This is a genomic window from Paenarthrobacter sp. TRD_SC_7 (assembly GCF_056156245.1).
The window spans coordinates 3,852,526-3,873,737 of record NZ_CM149587.1 but is presented as its reverse complement, the minus strand read 5'-3'; the positions used below and the strand labels follow the sequence as shown (position 1 = coordinate 3,873,737).

Genomic DNA, 21,212 nt, shown 5'->3' with positions numbered 1-21,212 from the left:
AGCGCGTCGGTGCTTTGGCGCACGCGTTGCTTCCCGCTCCGGGTCCACGGTTCTCCGTTCCTGATGCCCTGGTCACGCGGGGCAGCGCGGAGGACGAACCAACATTACGGGGTCCGGACCTGGCCGTCCAAACTTAGACGATCGCCGCTCCGAACGCCAGGCCCAGCCCGTAGGTGGCCGCTGCCGCTCCCAGGCCAATGGCAAGCTGCCGCAGCCCGCGGCTCAGTGGCGACGTTCCGGACAGCAAACCGACCACGGCACCAGTGGCCAGGAGAGCTATGCCCACCAGCACGCCGGCTACCAGCAAGGCAGCCAAGCCCGTCATGCCGAAAATAAACGGCAGGATGGGCACGATGGCGCCCGAGGCGAAGAAGCAGAAACTGGACATCGCAGCGCCCCACGCCGAGCCGACGGATTCGTGATCGTCAGTGGTTGGCTTCTCAGGTTGCAAGGAGAGGCTGGGATCGCAGTCGCAGCTGAACAATCCCATGCGCTCAGCGGCGCGGTGCTCTGCGGCTTCGCGCGTCATGCCACGGGCCAGGTACACCAGGACCAGTTCGTTGTGCTCGATGTCCAAAGATGGCGCTGCCGTGAGCGTGGCCTGCGTGGGCAAGGTGGCGTTGAGGAGTTCCCGCTGTGAGCGGACCGAGACGTACTCGCCGGCGCCCATGGACAGCGCACCGGCCAGGAGACCCGCCACGCCACTCATGAGCACTACCGGGCTGGGCACGCCTGTTGCGGCCATGCCCATGACCAGTGAAAGGTTGCTGACCAGGCCGTCGTTGGCGCCAAAAACGGCGGCGCGGAAGGTTCCGGAAAGCCTGTTGCGCCCGCGCGTGGCCAAGCCCCGGACTACTTCTTCGTGGATTTGTTCATCCGCCACCATCGCCGGGGTCGCTGCAGGTTCCGTACCGTACGGGGAGCGGCCTTCCGCGCGCTGCGCAAGGGCGAGCACAAAGACGGAGCCGAAGTTACGGGCCAGGAAGCCCAGGAACTGGCTGCGGGTGGATGCTGCCTTGGGCATTCCGGCGTGCTCACCAAGGAGCTTAAGCCAATGGGCCTCGTGCCTGCCTTCGGCTTCGGCCAAGGCGAGCAGGATTTGGCGTTCCTCGCCGTCCCGCCGCTGGGCAAGTTCGCGGTAGACGGCGGCCTCGGCCCGCTCATCGGCCAAGTACTGGCGCCACCGGCGGATGTCCGCGTGCGATGGCTGCTTTGAAGCGTTTTCGGGGGCGGCCTGTTCAGGGGCGGGGTCCGGAGCGGGGCTCGACGAACCGTGGGATTCCTGGTGCTGTTGCACTTTCTCTCCTGTGCTGGGTGGGGTAGTTGCGGCCCCATTGCACGCCCACTGTACCGCTTATTGGCGCAGATTTTTGGCTGGTATTCCTTAGCCGGAATGTTCGGCGCACCGTAATTTCGGGCGTTCCTTGACCCTCGCGTGAGCCGGTGCTCAGATGGAAGAACAGGGGCGGGACCCTCCCCGCATTAGATTCCTGCATTCGGTTCAACGGGCTGTCCGCGGCCCACGGAGACGGAGGTTGCACTATGAACACCACCGAATCACACGCCAACCACCCGGAACGGGCAACCATCGAGTCTGACCCGGCCTACGACTACGCCGAAGACCAGGAAGTGGACGAGGCCTGGGTAGAGGAAGTGGACGCCCCTGAGGACGACGAACGCGTGGTCCCCATCGACGAAACCGAAGAATTCCGCGAGGAGGACGAGGAAATCTAGTCCTCGCGACTGAGAGTAAAGTGCCGCTCCAGGCCCTCGCGCTTCCCGACCGCGGCAACTGTCACCGTCAGCTTTCTCGACGCCTCACACCAGCGCGTGGGTCGGACGGCTTGGACCAGAGCCTGCGCGATCAGCCCCGGTTCGGGATGTCCGAACTGCTCGGTTCCGGAGCTGGCAGTGATGGTTACCGTGCCCAGGAAGAGGTCGACGGCGGGGATCACCGCCACTGTGGGGGCAGCCGTATTGGCGGGGGTGCTGGCTGCTGTTGTGTTTACCGGGGTGGCGCCTTGGTACGGCAAGGGACTGCTCCTTGGGGAGTGCTCTTGCCCGCTCGGTTGTCTCTGGTCCGGGACGGGCCGCTTCCTCATCCGAACCACCCGTGAACATGGGGTTGGTGTGTGGCCAGTCGGAGCTTGGCGCCACATCTCTTGAAGCTTGGACCACCCTACCGCACGCCCTTCCGTTGTGAGGCCTGGTTTGCGCGCTTTGGGGTGGTTTTGGCGCGCAGAGCGGGCCTTCCAACGGAGGGGGTGTGTGTTGTGGGGCCTGGTTTGCGCGCTTTGGGGTGGTTTTGGTGCGCAGAGCGGGCCTTCCAACGGAGGGGGACATAACGCAAAGGCGGCGCCGCCCCGAAATGGGGAGGCGCCGCCGTCGACTATTGCTTGTTTCTTTGTGCCTGCCTAGGACGCGGGCGTGCTGAGCTCTTCCTCAGCCACACGGGTGCCGGCAACACGGTCGGTCCAAGCCTTCATGACTGCCGGATCGGTGGGCTTGCTGGCAAACGAGACCACAACGTACACCACAGCAGAGGCAATCAAACCGTAGTAAATGGGCTCGTTGGCGTAGATGCCGTCGAGAGGGACCTCTGCATTGATCTCAAGGATGATCATGGTGCCGAGGGTCACCACTGAACCGGCCGCCATGGACCAGGCTGCTGCGATGCCCGTTCCACGCTTCCACACCAGGCCACCGATGATGGCTACCAGCAGGCCGCCTACCAGGATGTCATAGGCGATGGTCAGTGCGGCCACCACGTCCTTGGTGGAGATGGCGATGATGATCGCCACGATCCCCAGTCCGAGGACCCAGTAACGGTTGGCCTTGACGTCGTGCTCCGGGTTATCGGAATCGGAGGTGTCCACCTTTTTGCCGAACCAGCTGGCAACGAAAGGCATGACGTCTGCGCGGGCAACGGTGGCCGCAGCGATCAGTGCGCCCGACGCCGTCGACATCATGGCTGCGACAGCAGCCGCCAGTACCAGGCCGCCGATACCGATGGGCAGGAGACGGGTTGCGACTTCTGCGTAGACGTCGTCCTTGGCTGCGATCTCCACACCGGACAGGGCAACACTGGCAGCCATGCCGATCAGTGCGCCGGCCAAGCCGTAAAGGATGCAGTAAACGCCGGCGGTGGCGCCACCCCAGCGGGCAACCGTGGGGGTCTTGGCCGTGAACACGCGCTGCCAGATGTCCTGGCCGATGAGGAGGCCAAGGGTGTAAACGACGAAGTAGGTGATGATCGTCTGGAGGCCGATGCCGCCGATGTCGAAGAAGCTCTCATCGACGCGGGCGCGGATGCCATCGAGGCCACCGGCGGCGTTCAGGGCGAAGGGGAGCATGAGGAAGAAGATGCCAACCGTCTTGATGACGAACTGGACCTGGTCGGCCAAGGTGATGGACCACATGCCGCCGATGGTGGAGTAGACCAGCACGATAGCGCCGCCGATGGCGATGGCGAGCCAACGCTCCCAGCCGAAGAGGACCACGAAGATGGTGGCGTAGGCGCCGGTGGACGTTGCACACAGCATCAACGTGTAGGCCAGCATGACGATGCCCGAGGTCTGCGTCGCGGTGCTGCCATAGCGAAGGGTCAGCATCTGGGAAACGGTGTAGATCTTGAGCTTCTGGATGGTTCCGGCGAACAGGAGGCTAAGAAGCAGCACGCCTGAGCCGATGGCAACAACCAGCCACATGCCGGAGATACCGAACTTGTAGCCGAGGCCGACGCCGCCCACGGTGGATGCGCCACCCAGGACCACTGCGGCCATTGTGCCGGTGTAAAGGAAGGGTCCCAGGCGGCGGCCTGCCACCAGGAAGTCGCTGTTGTTCTTGGTGCGGGACTTGCCCCACCAGCCGAATGCCAGCATGGCGAGCAGGTACACCACCACGATTGCGATGTTAATAGCCGAAGATTCCATGAACGGTCCTTGGAGCTGATGCACGGAGGTTGGGGTTTTCGACGATACTCCTGCGAAGCGTCGAAGTCTCTCTGTGCTGACGATTGGAGATTGGGGATGTGTTGTGTGCCTCACAGACAACACTTGTTGCCTATGAGGATATGTTGTGATGGGAGTAACAGTCAAGATGCTTTTGTCATGGTTCCGTGCATTCCGGCGCTGTTGGCTCGTCGCCCGGCTACTATTGCTCCAATGACAGGGCCATATGACAGGCCTGAAAGGTTCGTGAATGAAGGCTCTACCCGTTGAACCGAGCAATGTTCCCGTTGCCATCGGTTCCAGAATCCGCGCAGCCCGGCAGGCGCAGCGCCTCACCATCGAGCAAGTGGCGGACGCTACCGGGCTGACCAAGGGCTTCCTCAGCAGAGTGGAGCGGGACCTGACGTCGCCGTCGGTCGCTTCATTGGTCACCCTGTGCCAGGTCCTGTCTGTCTCCGTGGGCGATTTGTTCGCTGCTCCGGAGACGCATCTGACCAGGCGGGATGACGGTCCCCGCATTTCTTTGGGCGGCCAGGGCATCGTGGAGCGTCTGCTGACTGCCCGATCGGAACGTCGGCTCCAGATCCTGCAGGCCACTATCGAGCCCCGTGGCCGCGGTGAAAACGAGCTCTACGCCGTGGATTGCGATGTCGATGTCCTGCACGTGGTCAAAGGCCGTATCAAGCTCATCCTGACCAATGAGGAGTACGACCTCGAAGAAGGGGACACGCTCTCCTTCCCGGGCCGCGAACCCCATACGTGGATCAACCCCACGGATGAGACCGTTGAAGTGCTGTGGGTGCTGGTGCCCGCGGCGAGCCGCTAGTTCTTCTTCCCCGCGAGACTACAGTTAATGCCCATGTTTGCAGCAAACATGGGCATTAACTGTAGTCTCGGCGCGGGTAGAGCGGTCAGCCCACGTGGACCCAGGGGCGTCTGGTGATGTCCGGCTCGGCTTCCCTCAGTACTTCGCGGGTTACCGGGGCGATCTCTCCTTCGCCGAAGAACAGGAACTTGCTGAGGTTGGAGATGGGGTTGCCCTCGGTCCAGCGGAAGTAGATGTGGGGCATGAATCCAGTGACGTCGCGGATGTGGAGGAGTACTGCGGCCACGGTGTTCGGCACGTTGTTGCTGTGCACTTCCAGGATCTTGAACCCGTGCCGGAGCTTGCCCACGACCTGGAGCTCCTGCTCGAAGTCCGAGCTGTCGTCCACAATGACCTCGATGAACACGGCGTCGCAGTCGACGGGCAGGTGACTGGCCTGTTGGGCGTGTTGAAGCTTCTCCCTGTACCGGCTGGCACTGAGGTGCTTGGGCTCGTGGGCGATGATGCGGACCGGTCCTTCGGCGGCGTTCGCAGTGAATTCGAGGGCTTTCTCATCCATCTTGATATGAGTGGCGCGGAGTTCGAAGGCGCGCCTCATGCGGGAGGTAAAACTGACAACCATGATACCCAGAATGAAGAGGGCCGCAATCTTCAGGCCGTCCGGGCGTTCGATCGAGTTGACCACCGTGGTGTAGACGAACACGAGGGAGATCAGCCCGAAGCCAATGACCTGAGCCCGCTGCTTTTTTCGCCGCGCAGACAGGGTTACCGCAATGGAGGCGGAGGTAATCAGGACCAGTACGCCGGTGGCATATGCGCCACCCTGGGCGTTGACATCGGCCTGGAAAATGATGGTCACGATGAAGGCGATGACAGTGAAGACCAGGACCAGGGGACGGAGAGCCCGGGCCCACGCAGGTGCCATGCCGTAGCGCGGCAGGTAGCGGGGGACGAGGTTCAGCAACCCTGCCATGGCGGATGCGCCTGCGAACCAGAGGATGGCGATGGTGCTGATGTCGTAGACAGTTCCGAAGCCGTCGCCGAGGAATTTGTGGGCGAGGTAGGCGAGCGCGCGGCCCTCGGCTTTGCCGCCGTCTTCGAATTCGGCGGCGGGGATCAGCATGACGGTGGTGAAGCTGGACGTGATGAGGAATGAGCTCATGATGATGGCGGCGGTGGTGAGGAGTTTGTGGGCGCCTTTGATCCGGCCTGCAGGGTTGGCTTCGGTGTCGGTGGCGTGGCCCTTAATTTGGGGCATGACGGCGACGCCCGTCTCGAACCCGGAGAGCCCCAGTGCCAGGCGCGGAAACACCAACAGTGCCAGGGCAATCATCATGATGGGGTCGCCGTGGGAGGTGGTGAGCGCGGTCCACCAGTCGGTGATGACGCGCGATTCCGTGAAGAGGTGGGTTATGGATACTGCGATCACCACAAGGTTCAATGCAAGGAACGCAGCCACCAGGACCACGGCAACGTTGATGGCTTCCTTGAAGCCGCGGAGGAAGACAATGCCGAGGCCTGCGATCAGCGCAATCGTGATGACCACTTGCTGGCCTTCAAGGAAGTGCGGGGCGAAGGGGTTCTCGATGAGGTGGGCCGTGGCGTCGGCGGCGGAGAGCGTGATGGTGATCATGAAGTCTGTTGCGGCAAAGCCGAGGAGCGCCAGGACGAAGAGCTTGCCTCCCCAGCGCGGAAGCAGGCGTTCAAGCATGGCGATGGAGCCTTCGCCGCGTGGGCTTTCCTTCGCCACGCGCCGGTATACCGGGAGGGCGCCGGCCAGGGTTGCGAACACCAGGAGCAACGTGGCCAGCGGGGACAGCAGGCCGGCGGCAAGCGCTGCGATGGCAGGCTGGTAGCCGAGGGTGGAGAAGTAGTCCAGGCCGGTGAGGCACATGACCTTCCACCAGGCTTGTGGCTTGTGCGAGTCCGATGGTCGGCCGTGTGGTCCCTGCCGCTTCCCTGAGGTGTCCGGCATTCCTTCCAGCAGCCATGGTTTGAGCTTGAAGGAATGTTTGGGCTTATCGGCCGGGTCGGCCGGAGGCCTCGTCAGGGTGGTCACGGTGTCCTTTCGTGCAGCAGGATGCTGCTTCCGCTAGGAGCGTATGGCCGCGATCGACGCCGGGACCCCCGTTTTTATGGAATCTTAACGCCCGCTGTGACCGGCATCTCATGACGTCTGCAGTCAAATCTGCTTTGTAAACATGTGATGCTTATTAGACAACTTTGAGTGTATGATGGGAGTCACAACCAGTGATCCAATCACCCCATCTACTCAAGGAGTGGCACATTTTGGAAGAGCTCCGTATTGAGGCCAACGGGAACCTTGGCCCCATCGATTCATCCCGCATCCCGCGCTACGCCGGTGCCGCCACCTATGCCCGCCTGCCCCGCCTGGACCAGGTTTCCAAGGCCGACGTCACAGTAGTGGGCGTCCCCTTCGACTCCGGCGTTTCCTACCGCCCCGGCGCCCGCTTCGGCGCCAACCATGTACGCGAGGCCAGCCGCTTGCTGCGCCCGTACAACCCGGCGTGGGACGTCAGCCCGTTCGAGAACATCCAGGTTGCCGACGCCGGCGACATGGCTGTGAACCCCTTCAACATCAACGAGGCCATTGAGACCATCCAGCAGAACGCGCTGGACCTCACGGCCAACGGCAGCAAGCTGGTCACCCTTGGTGGCGACCACACCATCGCCCTCCCGCTCCTGAGGGCGGCAGCGGAACGAGCCGGTGAGCCCATTGCCATGCTCCACTTCGACGCTCACCTGGACACCTGGGACACCTACTTCGGCGCCGAATACACGCACGGCACCCCGTTCCGCCGCGCAGTGGAGGAAGGCATCCTGGATACGGAGGCCATCAGCCACGTCGGTACCCGTGGTCCGCTGTACGGCAAGAAGGACCTCGACGACGACCACCGCTTCGGCTTCGGAATCGTCACCTCCGCAGATGTCTACTACCAGGGTGTCCTGGAGACCGTGGCCAAGATCCGCGACCGCATTGGCAACCGTCCGCTGTACATCTCTGTGGACATCGACGTCCTGGACCCGGCCCACGCACCCGGCACCGGCACCCCCGAAGCGGGCGGCATCAGCAGCCGCGAGCTCCTGGAAATCATCCGTGGCTTCCGCGGCATGAACCTCGTCGGTGCGGACATTGTGGAAGTCGCCCCGGCCTACGACCACGCAGAGATCACCGGCGTTGCAGGCAGCCACGTGGCCTATGAACTCGTGACCCTCATGGCGGATAACGCCGTGGAAGGCGACCGGCTCGGCGCCCCCAACGGCTACGCGCAGCAGGCACTCGGTGCCCGCATCGCGGAGCTCGCGCAGGCAACCGGAGCAGCCGGGGACCAGCGATGATCGATTTCGATCCCGGCACAGCAGCCCCCACCAAGGGGACCAACCAGCGCAACGGCGGGGACCTCGTCGTCGAGACCCTTGAAGCGCTGGGCGCGAAAACCGTTTTCGGTATTCCCGGCCAGCACGCGCTGGGCCTCTTTGACGCCATGGGCCGCGGCAACCTGCACTTCGTCTCTTCGCGTGTGGAGAACAACTCGGCCTTCGCAGCGGACGGCTACTCCCGCGCCACCGGCGAGGTAGGTGTGCTGTTCCTGTCCACCGGTCCTGGCGCGCTCACCTCCCTGGCTGGCCTTCAGGAGGCCTACGCCACCGGCGTTCCGATGGTGGTTGTGGCGAGCCAGATCCCGCTCGACGGCCTGGGCGCACGCCGCAAAGGCATGCTGCACCAGCTTGATGACCAGAAGGCCTCGGCTGCCAACGTCACCAAGAGCCAGCGCCTGATCCAGCACGCCTCGGGCATCCCGTCGGCCATCCAGGACGCTTGGACCGAAGCTATTTCCTCGCCGCAGGGACCCGTATGGATCGAGATTCCGCAGAACGTCTTGCTGGATCCCATCATGGTTCCTCCGGTGGAGGACGCCCTCGCTGAGGCATTCGACAACCCGCCCCGCGTCGAGCTGATCCGCGAGGCCGTGAAATGGCTTTCGACGGCGGAGCGTCCAGCGATCATCGCAGGTGGCGGTACCCGCCGTGGTCGGGCTGAGAAGTCGCTGCTCTCCATCGCCGAGCAGCTGCGCGCACCGGTCATCTGCACCCCCGGCGGTAATGGCGCGTTCCCTTGGACCCACGAGCTGTCCCTGCAGTCCTGGATCGAGGACCGGTACATGACCGACGTCCTGGAGGATGCCGATGTCCTGATCGTGATTGGCTCATCCCTGGGTGAAGTGACCTCCAACTACTTCACGTTCGAACCCCGCGGCCGCATCATCCAGATCGACGCCGAACCCCGCGTCCTTGAGTCCAACCGACCAGGCCTGGGCATCCGCGCCGACGCCGGCCAGGCGCTCGCAGCCCTGGATGAAGCCCTCGCAGCAGCGGGTGCAGCGGACTCGACACAGCGTTCCTGGCACGGCACCAGCCCTGAGGACGTGGTCAAGGAGTCCCTGGCCAAGGTCAAGGCACGTCTTGAATCACAGGATCTGGCCAAGGAATTGAAGTTCATGGCTGACATCCGAGAGGCTGTCCCGGCCGACATGCAGACGTTCTGGGACATGACCATTTCCGCCTACTGGGGCTGGAGCTGCTGGGACGCACGGCAAGGACAATTCCACTCCGCCCAAGGCGCCGGCGGCCTCGGTTACGGCTTCCCGGCGGCAATTGGCGGCGCCGTGGGACTGGAATCCACCGGCAAACCGAGCCGCGTGCTCGCAGTTTCCGGTGACGGATCTTCCATGTACTCCATCTCCGAGCTCGCCACCGCCAAACAGCACAACGTCCCGGTCACCTGGCTGATCGTGGACGACGGCGGCTACGGCATCCTGCGCGAATACATGGTGGGCGCCTTCGGCCAAGCCACCGCCACCGAACTAGCCCGCCCGGACTTCGTGAAGCTTGCCGAGGCCTTCGGCGTCCCGGCCCGCCGGGTCGCCCCCGAGGAAGTGGGGGAGGCGCTCAAGGCGTCCTTCGAAGCGGACGGACCCAACGTCGTCGTGGTTGAAACACTGCTGAAGATGTTCGGCCCTACTCACCTGGACGACTAAACAACTAAACAACCAAAACAGTCAGCCCCCGCACGGTCATCCGTGCGGGGGCTGACTGCGTTGTTGGGCCCGCTCTGCGCTCAATTTCGGGGAAATAGGGCGCAAAGCGGGCCCCACAAGTGCAAACTCATCGCATCTTTAGTTTCCCAAAGCAATCAAACTGAGTTATAGTTGCTTTAGGCAAACAAAAAGAGGGGTGTTTCGCATGTCCGTCGGTTCTGCCACAGCAACCGATCTTGTGCATCAAATCTTCGATCTCCAGCGCACGCTGCGCTGCGTGGTGACCGCCCACATGGCCCGCGTTCCCGACGTCGGAATGGCTGTGCAGGGAGTGATGCGGTTCATCGGCGAGGGGGAGGCCCGCGCCACGCAACTGGCCACGCGCCTGGGTGTCAGCGCACCGGTCCTCAGCCGGCACATTACTGAACTCGAGGAGCTTGGCTTTGTGGTCAGGCGGCCTGATCCTGCCGACGGACGGGCTCAACTTCTTGCCCTGACGGAGGAGGGCGCGGCGAAACTGCGCGAATTCGAAGAACAACGCAGCGTGAGACTGCGGGATTACCTGGCGGATTGGAGCGAGACTGACGCCCTCGAGGCCTCCCAGGTGATCAACAAACTCACTGTGTCCCTCAAGGACTCAATCCGGGCAACGGCGGCCGGCTCCATCACAACAAACCAAACAGCTTAGGAGCCCACGCATGGCTGCACCAGCACTACAAAACTCCCAGGCGGTGGACGCCTCAGTTAACGCCCCGGCCAACAAAGCCGCCGCTCCCATGACCCACCGGCAGATCATGGAAGCCCTGACGGGGCTCCTCGCCGCCTTCTTCACCGCGATCCTCAGCAGCACGATCGTTGCCAACGCACTGCCCACCATCATGTCCGAGCTCAAAGGCACGCAGACCGACTTCGCCTGGGTCATCACGGCCGCGCTGTTGGCGAATGCTGCCACCACGCCCATCTGGGGCAAACTTGCCGACCTCTTCGACAAGAAGCTCCTGGTCCAGCTGAGCATCATCATCTTCGTGGCCGGTTCGGTGATGGCCGGCCTGTCGGAAACCATCCCGCTGCTGCTGACCGCCCGCGTCATCCAGGGTGTTGCGATGGGTGGCCTCACCGCCTTGGCGCAGGCGATCATCGGCTCCATGATTCCGCCGCGCGACCGCGGCAAGTATTCCGGTTACATGGGTGCCGTCATGGCCGTTGGCACTGCCGGTGGCCCGCTGCTGGGCGGCTTCATCGTTGACAGCCCGCTCGGCTGGCGCTGGACGTTCTTCGTCTGCGTACCGCTCGCCGTCGTCGCGCTCATCCTGCTCCAGGTGACCCTGAAGATCCAGCACATCAAGCGCCCCGCCAAGATCGACTGGCTTGGTTCCGTCCTGCTGACGTCCGGCGTGAGCCTGCTCCTGATCTGGGTGTCCTTCGCCGGCAACCCGGACTACTACGACTGGTTCTCCTGGCAGTCCGCGCTCATGGTAGGTGGCGGGGTAGCCCTTCTGGCGCTTCTGGTGCTGGTGGAAACCAAGGTTTCGGAGCCCATCATTCCGCTCAAGATCATCTCCGAGCGCACCACCGCACTGGCCATTGTTGCCTCCGTTGCCGTTGGTATCGCCATGTTCGGTTCCTCCACCTTCCTGGGCCAGTATTTCCAGGTAGCCCGCGGCGCCACGCCCACCGAGGCCGGCTTGCTGACGCTGCCGATGATCGCCGGCAACCTGATCGGTTCCGTCGCATCCGGCATCCTGATCAGCCGTTTCGGCAAGTGGAAGAGGTTCCTGGTTGCAGGGTCCGTCCTCCTCATCGGCGGCCTCGCGTTCGCCGGAACCATGGACCACACCACTGAACTGTGGATCGTGGCGATCTACACCGGCGTATTCGGCCTTGGCCTCGGCATGCTGATGCAAAACCTGGTGCTTGCTGTTCAGAACACGGTCCAGGCCAAGGACATCGGAACCGCCAGTGCTTCGGTGGCGTTCTTCCGCTCGGTGGGTGGCGCGATCGGCGTATCCGTCCTGGGTGCCATCATGTCCAACCATGTGAAGGACCTTGCCGTTGAAGGCATGGCTGCGGCGGGCATTCCAGCCCAGGGCGGGGCGTCCGGAGCCAGCATGGACCTGGCCGATATGCCCGCTCCCATTGCCGAGATTATGCGCGCTGCCTACGGTGACGCGACAGCGCAGATCTTCCTGATTTCAGCGATCATTAGCGTCGTTGCCCTTTTGGCTGTGCTGTTCATCAAGGAACGTCCACTGCGTCGCACAGTTGATGCCGCTCCGGAGAAGGAACTCATTGCCACGGCTTCGGGAGACGCCGGAATGTCACTTGACACGGCGTCGATGGACGCGGTGAAAGCTTCCGACGGCGGCACACGCCTCTTGGGTGCCGACTCTGCGGTTCCAGGGGGCGGGCGTCAGGTTCAAGGACGCGGGAGCCATGTCCCCTTGGGCGACCGTCAGGTTCCGAACTCGGAGTCCGGATCCGACCTTGACCTCGAGTTTGCGCGGATCCTCACACAGGAACGACCCCAAGGCACGGCTGATGCGAAGGACGTCCAGGAGCAACTCTCACGTACCCAGTACGTCCTTGCCGAACAGCAGCTACAGCTCAGCCGCGCCAACGTGGAGCTGCAGGCTCGGTTGCGGGAGCAGCAGACCATTGCTGAGCAGCAGGCCCAAACCGCGGAGGAGCTCGCCGCGATCCGCAAGGAACTCAAGCACGAACGCAGGCAGCAGGAACGGATGGCGTTGTTGCTCCTCCAAGGCGTCGAAGCCCGGCCGGAACACGGCAAGCACGCGGGGTAACTGCGTTACAGATCCTGCCCAGGTTCGAACTGCCGGCGTAGTAGGCGGGCGTGGCGAACAAGGGCGGGAACGAAAGCGCCGGCTGGGTGACCAGCCGGCGCTTTGCTGTTGTGTCCTGCTCCATCGGGAGCACCTGCGACACAGGAAATACTCCGCTGGGATGATCTTTTCCGTAAGTTGTTTCGCCCGGGCAACGGATTTCGTAGAGTGGGGAGGCTAATACTGTCAGCCCCTGCTGCCAAACTTCTCTTATCTCATTCACGCACTCTTTCTAAGGACCCGTGGGCATGCTTGTCACCCTTATACGGCGCTACTCCAAGCCGTATTTGCCGCAGATTGTGGCTGTGCTGATTTTTCAGTTGGCGTCCACCATCGCCACGCTCTACCTCCCAAGCCTCAACGCCAAAATCATTGATGAGGGAGTTTCCCGCGGCGACACCGACTTCATCTGGCAGACCGGTGCGCTCATGCTCGCTGTCGCCCTCGGACAGGTGCTTACCGCGATCATTGCCGTGTACTTCGGCGCCCGCGTTGCCATGGCCATCGGCCGGGACCTGCGCCGGAGCGTCTACCGGCAGGTCAGTAGTTTCTCCGCCCAGGACGTCAACCGTTTTGGTGCTCCCACGCTGATCACCCGCGGCACCAACGATGTCCAGCAGGTACAGATGCTGGTGCTCATGGGCCTGAACTTCATGGTTTCCACGCCCATCATGTGTGTTGGCGGCATCATCATGGCCCTCCGTGAGGACCTCAACCTCTCGTGGCTCGTATGGGTTTCCGTTCCGGTCCTGGTGGCCGTCGTGGGCTACCTCGTAGTCCGACTGATGCCGCTGTTCCGTTCCATGCAGACCAAGATTGACGCCATCAATGGTGTGTTGCGCGAGCAGATCATCGGTATCCGCGTGGTCCGCGCCTTTGTCCGTGAACCCCACGAGGCGAAGCGCTTCGGCGACGCCAATGAAGACCTCACCGCAGTATCTGTGAAGATCGGCAACCTGTTCGTCCTGATGTTCCCGGCCATCGGCATGATCCTGCACCTGTCTACTGCTGCCGTGCTGTGGTTTGGCGGCCAGCGTGTGGACTCCGGCGATATGCAAGTGGGTGCGCTGACTGCCTTCCTTCAGTATCTGTTGCAGATTCTGATGGCCGTCATGATGGGCACGTTCATGGCCATGATGATTCCCCGCGCGTCCGTCTGTGCAGACCGCATCGGCGAGGTGCTCGACGTCGAGCCTTCCATTCACAACCCCACCTCAGCGGTGGTGCCGGCCGAAAAGAAGGGACGCGTGGAGTTCCGCGACGTCACGTTCAAGTACCCGGGCGCGGAAGCCCCAGTGCTGAGCAACATCTCTTTCACCGCAGAGCCGGGCAAAACCCTCGCCATCATCGGGTCCACGGGCGCAGGCAAGACCACCCTGGTCTCGCTGCTGCCGCGGCTTTACGACGTCGCCTCGGGTGACGTACTGCTCGACGGCGTGCCCGTCACCAAGATGGACGCATCCGAGATCACCAGTCGTGTTTCCGCGGTTCCGCAGAAGCCGTACTTGTTCTCCGGGACCATCGAGCACAACCTGCGCTTCGGCAAGCCCGAAGCTACGGACGAAGAACTGTGGGACGCCTTGGAGACGGCACAGGCCAAGGGCTTCGTCGAAGAAAAGTCATCCGGCTTGAACCGGCGCATCGCCCAGGGCGGCACCAACGTGTCCGGTGGCCAGCGCCAGAGACTGTCCATTGCCAGGGCGTTGGTAACCAAACCGAATGTGTACCTGTTTGATGATTCGTTCTCGGCTTTGGACGTCGCTACCGACGCAAGGCTGCGCAAGGCCTTGAAAGCCAAGACCCGCGACGCCACGGTCATCATCGTGGCCCAGCGCATCTCAACCATCGCGGATGCGGACGAAATCCTCGTACTGGATAACGGCCGGATCGTTGACCGAGGAACTCACGACGAACTGCTGGAGACGTCACCCACGTACCAGGAAATTGTTGAATCCCAGCTGAGCGTGGAGGAAGTGGCATGAGCGAGCAGAACCAGCAGAAGAAGCGTGGCTGGGCTGTTAAGGCAGACGCCGCCCAGGATGCCAAGGCAACAGCCGAGGCTGAGGTAGCAACCGAAGCGCTTGACGACGAGGACTTCGTCGAAGAGGAATACGTCCCTTCCGAAGCCGACGGCGGCATGTTCGGCGACGTCCCGGCCAAGAAGGCCAAGGCTTTTTGGCCGTCCGCAAAGCGACTCATGGGCCTGCTGAAGCCCGAGAGCGTTGGCGTTTACATCGTGATCGGCCTTGTGATTGTCTCGGTGGTCCTTAACGTGATCGCCCCCAAGGTTCTGGGTAGTGCCATGGACGTCATTTTCGGCGGCGTCATGGGCAGGCAGGTCCCCGAGGGTGTCTCCCAAGAGCAGTTCGTGGAGCTCATGCGCCAGGAGGGCCAAGGCAACTTTGCGGACATGGTTTCCAAGATGGAACTCACCAACGGGATCGACTTCCCCAAGCTGACGTTCCTGATTTCGATCGTGCTCCTCATGTACTTCGTGGCCAATATCTTCCTGTGGGCCCAGGGCTGGTTGCTCAACAGGATCGTCATGCGGGTCATCAAGAAGCTCCGCAACGACGTCCAGGCCAAGCTCAACCGGCTCCCGTTGAATTACTTCGACACCCGCCAGCGTGGCGACATCCTGTCCCGCGTGACCAACGACGTCGACAACGTCCAGCAGGGTCTGCAGCAGGCTTTCTCCCAACTGGTCAGCTCCGTGCTCACAGTCCTGGGCATCACGGTCATGATGTTCATCGTGTCCTGGGAGTTGGCGCTGATTGCCTTGATCGCCTTGCCGTTGTCCGGCATTGTTGCGGGCGTTATCGGTGCCCGCAGCCAGAAGCTCTTCGCCGCGCAGTGGAAAAACACCGGCGCACTGAACGGCCAGATCGAGGAATCGTTCTCCGGCCACGACCTCGTGAAGGTGTTCGGCCGCGATGCCGACATGCTGGAGCGTTTCGACGAGAAGAACGACGAACTCTACAAGGCATCCTTCGGAGCACAGTTCGTATCCGGCGTGATTTTCCCGGCCATGAACTTTGTGTCCTACCTGTCCTATGTCGGCATTGCCGTGGTGGGCGGCCTGCGTGTTGCCTCGGGCTCCATGAGCCTCGGCGACGCCACGGCGTTCATCCAATACTCGCGTGAATTCACCCAGCCGCTGGGTCAGATTGCGGGTATGGCCAACATGCTGCAGTCCGGCGTTGCCTCCGCAGAGCGCGTCTTCGAGTTCCTGGACGCCGATGAAGAAGTTGAAGAGACCGGTACGCGCCACCTGCCCTCCAAGACCGACGGCCATGTTGAGTTTGAGCATGTCTCGTTCAGTTACGTGGAGGACAAGCCGCTCATCGAGGACCTGTCCTTCGCCGCAGAACCTGGCCATACCGTTGCGATTGTGGGACCCACGGGTGCCGGCAAGACCACGTTGGTGAACCTCGTGATGCGTTTCTACGAGCTCAATGCCGGCCGGATCACCTTGGACGGTGTGGATATCAAGGACCTCAGCCGCTCCGAGCTGCGGTCCAAGGTGGGCATGGTGTTGCAGGATGCCTGGCTCTTCGGCGGGACCATCTACGACAACATCAAGTACGGCAACCTGGACGCGACCGAAGACCAAATCATGGAAGCGGCCAAGGCCACCTATGTGGACCGCTTCGTGCGTGCCCTTCCGGACGGTTACCAGACGATCATCGACGAAGAAGGCAACAACGTCAGCGCCGGTGAAAAGCAGCTCATCACCATCGCCCGTGCCTTTGTCTCCGATCCTTCCTTGTTGATCCTGGATGAAGCCACGAGCTCCGTGGACACCCGTACCGAACTGCTGCTGCAGAAGGCCATGGCAGCGCTCCGAACGGACCGTACGAGCTTCGTGATCGCCCACCGCCTTTCCACCATCCGAGACGCCGATACCATCCTGGTGATGGAGAACGGCAAGATCGTGGAGCAGGGTAACCACACCCGGCTGCTCGCCCTCCAGGGCGCGTACTACCGCTTGTACATGTCCCAGTTCGCGGGTGAGGAAGAGATCGCAGTGGACGACTCGACGGCGGTGCACAGCTGAGCACGGAATCCGCAGCACCCCAGCGCATAGAGGTCCTTGTGCCCATGCGCTGGGGTGACATGGACGCCTACGGGCACATTAACAATGTCCAGATTGTGCGCATGCTCGAGGAAGCCCGTATCGCAGCCTTCGGGCCGCCCCGCGGTGCGGGCCTCCCCGGCGTAGAACCTCCTGCCGCCCTCTTCAACGATGTTGAGGAGGGCGTCATGACCCTCGTGATTGAGCACAAAGTCCGGTATGTCCGGACGCTGGACTACCGCAACATCCCCGCTGTCGTGGAGATCTGGGTGGGTGCAGTCAAAGGCGCAAGCTTCGATCTCCACTATGTGATTAAGGACCCCGTCACGCGGGAAGACTGCGTCAAAGCCACCACTCACTTGGCTTTTGTCGCCGAGGCCACCGGGCGGGTCCTCAGGCTCACGCCCGAGCAAAAGGAAAAGCTGGAGAGGTACAAGGCTTGACCTCCGGGGCACGTAGAGTTTCAGCATGAAACTTGAAATTGCCGTGGTCAGCGCGGCCGGTGCCGGCACGGCTGCTGCCGAAGGCGCTAACCGAGTCGAGCTCTGCAGCGGCCTCGAACTTGGTGGCATTACGCCCAGCCAAGGGCTGATGGAGGCAAGCGTGGAGCACGTGGATGGGCGCTTGGAAATCCATCCGCTGATTCGCTCAAGGCCCGGCGATTTCCGTTACTCGGCATCGGACGTGGACACCATGGTCCACGAGATCCGCCACCTGCTGGCCCAGGGAGCGCACGGTGTTGTGGTCGGGGCGCTCACTCCGTCCGGAGAAGTGGACGTTCGTACTGTTCAGCGCCTGGTTGACGCCACCAAGATGTCCAACTCCGAAGCCCAGCTGACCTTCCACCGGGCCATCGATCAATCGCAAGATCCTTTCGCGGCCCTGGAGCAACTCATCGAGCTGGGCTTTACCAGGGTGCTGACCTCCGGACATGAACCCACCGCGGGAGCAGGCCTACGCACGTTGGCCACGATGGTGGAGCGGGCAGGCGGCGCAGTGGAGATCATGGCCGGTGGGGGATTGTCCCTGGAAGACATCCCGGCGATGCATTCAGCGGGCCTGGACGCCGTCCACCTGTCCGCGAAGAAGACCGTCTCCACCCTCGGGGATGGGGCGATTTCCCTTGGCACGCAGGACGGCAGCGATCCAGCAGCCTACACAGTCACCGATCGTGAGGTTGTCCGTGCCGCCCGGGCGAAAGTCAACGCGCTGAACCTGGCAGCCTCCGGATAAGCCGGTTGTCCAATCTCGCCGGGCAGAAATGCCAGTGTCGCCGGGCAGGAATGCCAGTGAGTACGCATCGCAATAAGTCTTTACAGTGGTCCCGTGTCCGCCAATGATTGAAGGATTCACCAGCTCGGTGACAAGCACCGGAAGCTACCTTCAGGAGTCCCAGCGATGCCGCTGCCCGCGCCGGTTTCACCGGCCCTCATGTCCCGTCCAGGAACCAGCAGAAGCAGTAGGCTGACTGAAGCCCATCCGGAGGTGGGATGTGGCATCGGGACGTGGGACAAATTGCTCTACGGCAACCACCGATTTGTGGTGGAAGTGGCCCAGGACGGTGCTGGATCATCCGAAGCCCACAGGCTGGTCATCCCGTGGCGTCGGCAGGACAGCAACCCGGCCTCGGTTGAGGTCATCGTCGTGTCGGAAAAGACCGGTACCAGGGTCCGGAACGTGATCCTGGAAGAGGCCACCCGGGAGTCCGGAAGCATCGTTTTCGACCCCATTGATGGCCACGGAACCTACTTCGTCTATTACCTGCCCTACGCCATGCTGGGGAAAGCCCACTATCCCCAGGCGCAGTACCTGCCGTATCGTTCGGCCGCAGACCCGGCGTGGGCTGCAGTGATCGGGCGTTCAGCGTGGGTGCCCGCGAAGACCGGGCTACCGGACACTGAACTACCCCGGGCAACGGTCCTCCGCTACGAGGCGGCCAGTGAGCGCGACTCCTTCGCGCCGATGAACTTCACGGCCCGCACTGACGAGCTGGAGCAATTACACCGGAGCCACGCGGGCGAGGCCTTCCTGGTGTTTCCGGAGGACCGCCTGAATCCCATCTCGATGCACAGGGACCTTCCAGCACACTGGGTGCTCAACGGACCGGCGAGAACCTTCACTGGCGATGCACAGGCGGGGGAGGACTACGTGGTCCAGCTTGGGCTGTACGCGCAGGAGGATCTCGACGGCGTCGCAGTCGAAGTGAGCTCGCCGGCCGGGGGACATTGCATCAACACCGACGGGGTGGACCGTCTGGGCAGGCCATGGCACAGGGCCCTGACTGTTCCGACCGGGAACGTGCAGGCACTGTACGTGATCCTGCCAGTCCCTCGGAACGCCGCCGACACCACCTTGGACGCGTTGGTCAGAATCTCCGCTGCTGGCAAAGCCGCCCAAGAGGTTGTGGTCAGGCTGAATGTGGCCAGCGAAAAGGACGGCCCGGCGATTGCCGCAAGCGGCTCCGGCGATCCGCGTTTTCTGCGCCGCCTGGCGTGGCTGGATTCGCGCGTGGCCCAGGACGCGGAGCTCGTCAGGCCTTTCACGCCCATCACTTTGGACGAATCGAGCAGGACGTTGGGGATTCTGGGCAGGTCCCTGCGGCTTACGGAGTCAGGACTCCCGGCGCAGGTGACGTCTACCTTCACTGCAGCTGTCACAGCAACTGATGGTCTCGCCGTCGAGATTTTTGATGCTCCGATGCGGCTGGACGTGGAGGGCATTGATTGGACCCACGGCGAGCTCACCTTCACGCAGGAAGGACCGGCGCGGGTCTCGTGGCAGTGCAGCTGGACGGGCCGGAAGGACAGCAAGGCAGCGCTGGCGGTGGAGCTGAACGGCGTTCTCGACGCCGATGGAGCGGTTTCGTACTCGCTGCGGCTCAGTTCCGAGCGGACTCTGGACGTGCCCGACGTCGGCCTGGGGCTCGAGTTTCATGAGGCTGCGGTTCCGCTGGCCATGGGGTTGGGTGTTCCGGGTGGACGCCGGCCGAAGACCTTGACCTGGATGTGGGACGTGGCGGGGAAGAATCAAGACGCGCTGTGGCTGGGGAGTGTGAACGTCGGGATCCAGCTGACCCTCCGGGATGGCGGATATGAACGGCCGCTCAACACCAACTTTTACCGGGAAAAGCCGTTGGTGGAGCCGGAATCGTGGGCCAATCGTCAGCCGGCCAGCGGCGAAAGCACAGTCCGCGGCGGGGTCATGCTGCGGACCGTTGGAAACGCGGTGAAGCTGAACGCCTTCAGTGGCGCCCGTAGACTGACTGCGAATGAGCCACTGGACTTCGATTTCCGCCTGGTGCTGACGCCGTTCAAGCCGATCGAGCCCGGCAAGCACCTTGGAAAACGGTACTTCCACGCTCCTGAAAATCCGGCGGACATCAAGGCTGCGGGAGCCACCGTTGTCAACATCCACCACGCCACCGCACCGGCGCCGTTCATCAATGACCCCCTGCTGACCCAGGACTCGCTGCGGAACTACGTTGCCGAGTGTCATCGGCAGGGTCTGAAGGCCAAGGTGTACAACACGGTCCGCGAGCTCACGTTCCACAGCCCGGAGCTGTTGCCGCTGCTGCACCTGGACCATGAGATCTTCAGTGACGGCCCAGGGAAGGGACACATCTGGCTTCAGGAACATGCCGGGAGCGGCTACGTTTCAGCGTGGTTCGCGCCCAACGTGGATGACATCGCAGTGGTGGCCACGGGCGAGTCACGGTGGGAGAACTTCTACGTCCGCAGCATGCAGGAACTGGCCGGCGGTGACGACGGGATCGACGGTATCTACCTGGATGACATTGCCTATGACCGCCATGCCATGTTACGAGTCCGCAAGGTCCTGCAGAGGGCCTGCGAGGCGCGAGGTGTGGACGGGCCGGAAATAGACCTTCATTCCGCCAACCAGTTCACGGCCCACGACGGCTATGCGTCCTCAGCCAATCTGTACATGGAGCACCTGCCTTATGTGGACAGGCTGTGGCTGGGGGAGTACTTCGATTACGACACCACAGACCCCGACTATTGGCTGGTGGAGCTTTCCGGCATTCCCTTCGGCCTCATGGGCGAGATGCTGGAAGGTGGTGGCAACCCGTGGCGTGGCATGGTGTTCGGTATGACGGGCCGGGCACCCGCCGTGGATAACCGCCCGCTCTGGGAGTTCTGGGCCGAAACCGGGCTGGAGCATGCCTCGATGACAGGGTTCTGGGACCCACAAGCACCAGTGAAGACAATCCACCCGGACGTGCTGGCCACCACGTGGCTCACGGAGCGCGGAATGGTTATAGCGCTGGCGTCATGGGCCGAGGAAACTGAGCATGTGACGTTGATATTCGATGACGCTTCTGCCGCCACCAGCCGCCTGACAGCCCCGGCCATCCGCGGGTTCCAGTCCGCCGCGAGCTACGCGCCCGGCGAAGCCATCACCCTTGAGCCGCAGGGCGGCCTCCTTCTCACGATCGGATACTGA

The 21,212-nt window shown here is 62.7% G+C and carries 15 protein-coding genes and 1 riboswitch; of the genes, 11 read left to right on the top strand and 4 right to left on the bottom strand.

Going from position 1 to position 21,212, the window contains the following annotated elements; genetic code table 11:
* Positions 1 to 133: 133 nt before the first annotated feature.
* Complete coding sequence (locus AC0J5Z_RS18435; protein ID WP_475035205.1) at positions 134 to 1,297, bottom strand: VIT1/CCC1 transporter family protein; 1,164 nt, start codon at positions 1,295 to 1,297, stop codon at positions 134 to 136.
* Positions 1,298 to 1,542: 245 nt separating this feature from the next.
* On the opposite strand from AC0J5Z_RS18435, the gene AC0J5Z_RS18430 reads away from it, so the two are divergent.
* On the top strand, positions 1,543 to 1,734 hold the full coding sequence (locus AC0J5Z_RS18430) for a hypothetical protein (protein WP_475035203.1): 192 nt from the start codon (positions 1,543 to 1,545) through the stop codon (positions 1,732 to 1,734).
* On the opposite strand, the gene AC0J5Z_RS18425 is transcribed toward AC0J5Z_RS18430, so the two are convergent.
* Entirely contained in the window at positions 1,731 to 2,033 is a 303-nt protein-coding gene (locus tag AC0J5Z_RS18425) for a hypothetical protein (RefSeq protein WP_475035201.1), read from the bottom strand. The two genes, AC0J5Z_RS18430 and AC0J5Z_RS18425, sit on opposite strands and share 4 nt — an antisense overlap.
* 15 nt (positions 2,034 to 2,048) lie before the next feature.
* Positions 2,049 to 2,168, bottom strand: a riboswitch (SAM riboswitch).
* A 246-nt stretch (positions 2,169 to 2,414) separates the two neighbouring features.
* Positions 2,415 to 3,932, bottom strand: a complete 1,518-nt coding sequence (locus tag AC0J5Z_RS18420; RefSeq protein ID WP_475035199.1) for a sodium:solute symporter family protein — start codon at positions 3,930 to 3,932, stop codon at positions 2,415 to 2,417.
* A 268-nt stretch (positions 3,933 to 4,200) separates the two neighbouring features.
* On the opposite strand from AC0J5Z_RS18420, the gene AC0J5Z_RS18415 reads away from it, so the two are divergent.
* Complete coding sequence (locus tag AC0J5Z_RS18415) at positions 4,201 to 4,776, top strand: helix-turn-helix domain-containing protein (protein WP_018777077.1); 576 nt, start codon at positions 4,201 to 4,203, stop codon at positions 4,774 to 4,776.
* Positions 4,777 to 4,861: 85 nt separating this feature from the next.
* Here the strand turns inward: AC0J5Z_RS18415 and AC0J5Z_RS18410 are convergent, their stop codons facing one another.
* A complete protein-coding gene (locus tag AC0J5Z_RS18410) occupies positions 4,862 to 6,835 on the bottom strand; it encodes an APC family permease (protein ID WP_475035197.1) in 1,974 nt (657 codons plus the stop codon).
* A gap of 230 nt (positions 6,836 to 7,065) precedes the next feature.
* On the opposite strand from AC0J5Z_RS18410, the gene speB reads away from it, so the two are divergent.
* The 9 genes from speB to AC0J5Z_RS18365 all read left to right on the top strand — a co-directional run bounded on the left by speB (position 7,066) and on the right by AC0J5Z_RS18365 (position 21,212).
* Positions 7,066 to 8,136 carry an agmatinase gene (gene speB / locus AC0J5Z_RS18405; RefSeq protein WP_475035195.1) on the top strand — a complete coding sequence of 357 codons (1,071 nt, stop codon included), beginning with the start codon at positions 7,066 to 7,068 and terminating at the stop codon, positions 8,134 to 8,136.
* On the top strand, positions 8,133 to 9,836 hold the full coding sequence (locus AC0J5Z_RS18400) for a thiamine pyrophosphate-binding protein (protein ID WP_475035192.1): 1,704 nt from the start codon (positions 8,133 to 8,135) through the stop codon (positions 9,834 to 9,836). Before speB ends, AC0J5Z_RS18400 begins: the two co-directional genes overlap by 4 nt.
* A gap of 205 nt (positions 9,837 to 10,041) precedes the next feature.
* Positions 10,042 to 10,524, top strand: a complete 483-nt coding sequence (locus AC0J5Z_RS18395) for a MarR family winged helix-turn-helix transcriptional regulator (protein ID WP_475035190.1) — start codon at positions 10,042 to 10,044, stop codon at positions 10,522 to 10,524.
* 10 nt (positions 10,525 to 10,534) lie between these two features.
* Positions 10,535 to 12,637: an MFS transporter gene (locus AC0J5Z_RS18390; protein ID WP_475035188.1), complete on the top strand. Its 2,103-nt coding sequence runs from the start codon at positions 10,535 to 10,537 to the stop codon at positions 12,635 to 12,637.
* Between the two features lie 287 nt (positions 12,638 to 12,924).
* Positions 12,925 to 14,658 (top strand): ABC transporter ATP-binding protein, encoded by a 1,734-nt coding sequence (locus tag AC0J5Z_RS18385; protein ID WP_475035186.1) that lies wholly within the window; start codon positions 12,925 to 12,927, stop codon positions 14,656 to 14,658.
* Entirely contained in the window at positions 14,655 to 16,733 is a 2,079-nt protein-coding gene (locus AC0J5Z_RS18380; RefSeq protein ID WP_475035184.1) for an ABC transporter ATP-binding protein, read from the top strand. The genes AC0J5Z_RS18385 and AC0J5Z_RS18380 overlap by 4 nt, the downstream gene beginning before the upstream one ends.
* Before the next feature lie 44 nt (positions 16,734 to 16,777).
* On the top strand, positions 16,778 to 17,194 hold the full coding sequence (locus tag AC0J5Z_RS18375; RefSeq protein WP_475035182.1) for an acyl-CoA thioesterase: 417 nt from the start codon (positions 16,778 to 16,780) through the stop codon (positions 17,192 to 17,194).
* A gap of 25 nt (positions 17,195 to 17,219) precedes the next feature.
* The gene (locus AC0J5Z_RS18370; protein ID WP_475035180.1) at positions 17,220 to 17,984 is read left to right on the top strand and encodes a copper homeostasis protein CutC; all 765 of its coding nucleotides are present in this window, start codon (positions 17,220 to 17,222) and stop codon (positions 17,982 to 17,984) included.
* Positions 17,985 to 18,149: 165 nt separating this feature from the next.
* Entirely contained in the window at positions 18,150 to 21,212 is a 3,063-nt protein-coding gene (locus AC0J5Z_RS18365) for a glycoside hydrolase domain-containing protein (protein WP_475035177.1), read from the top strand.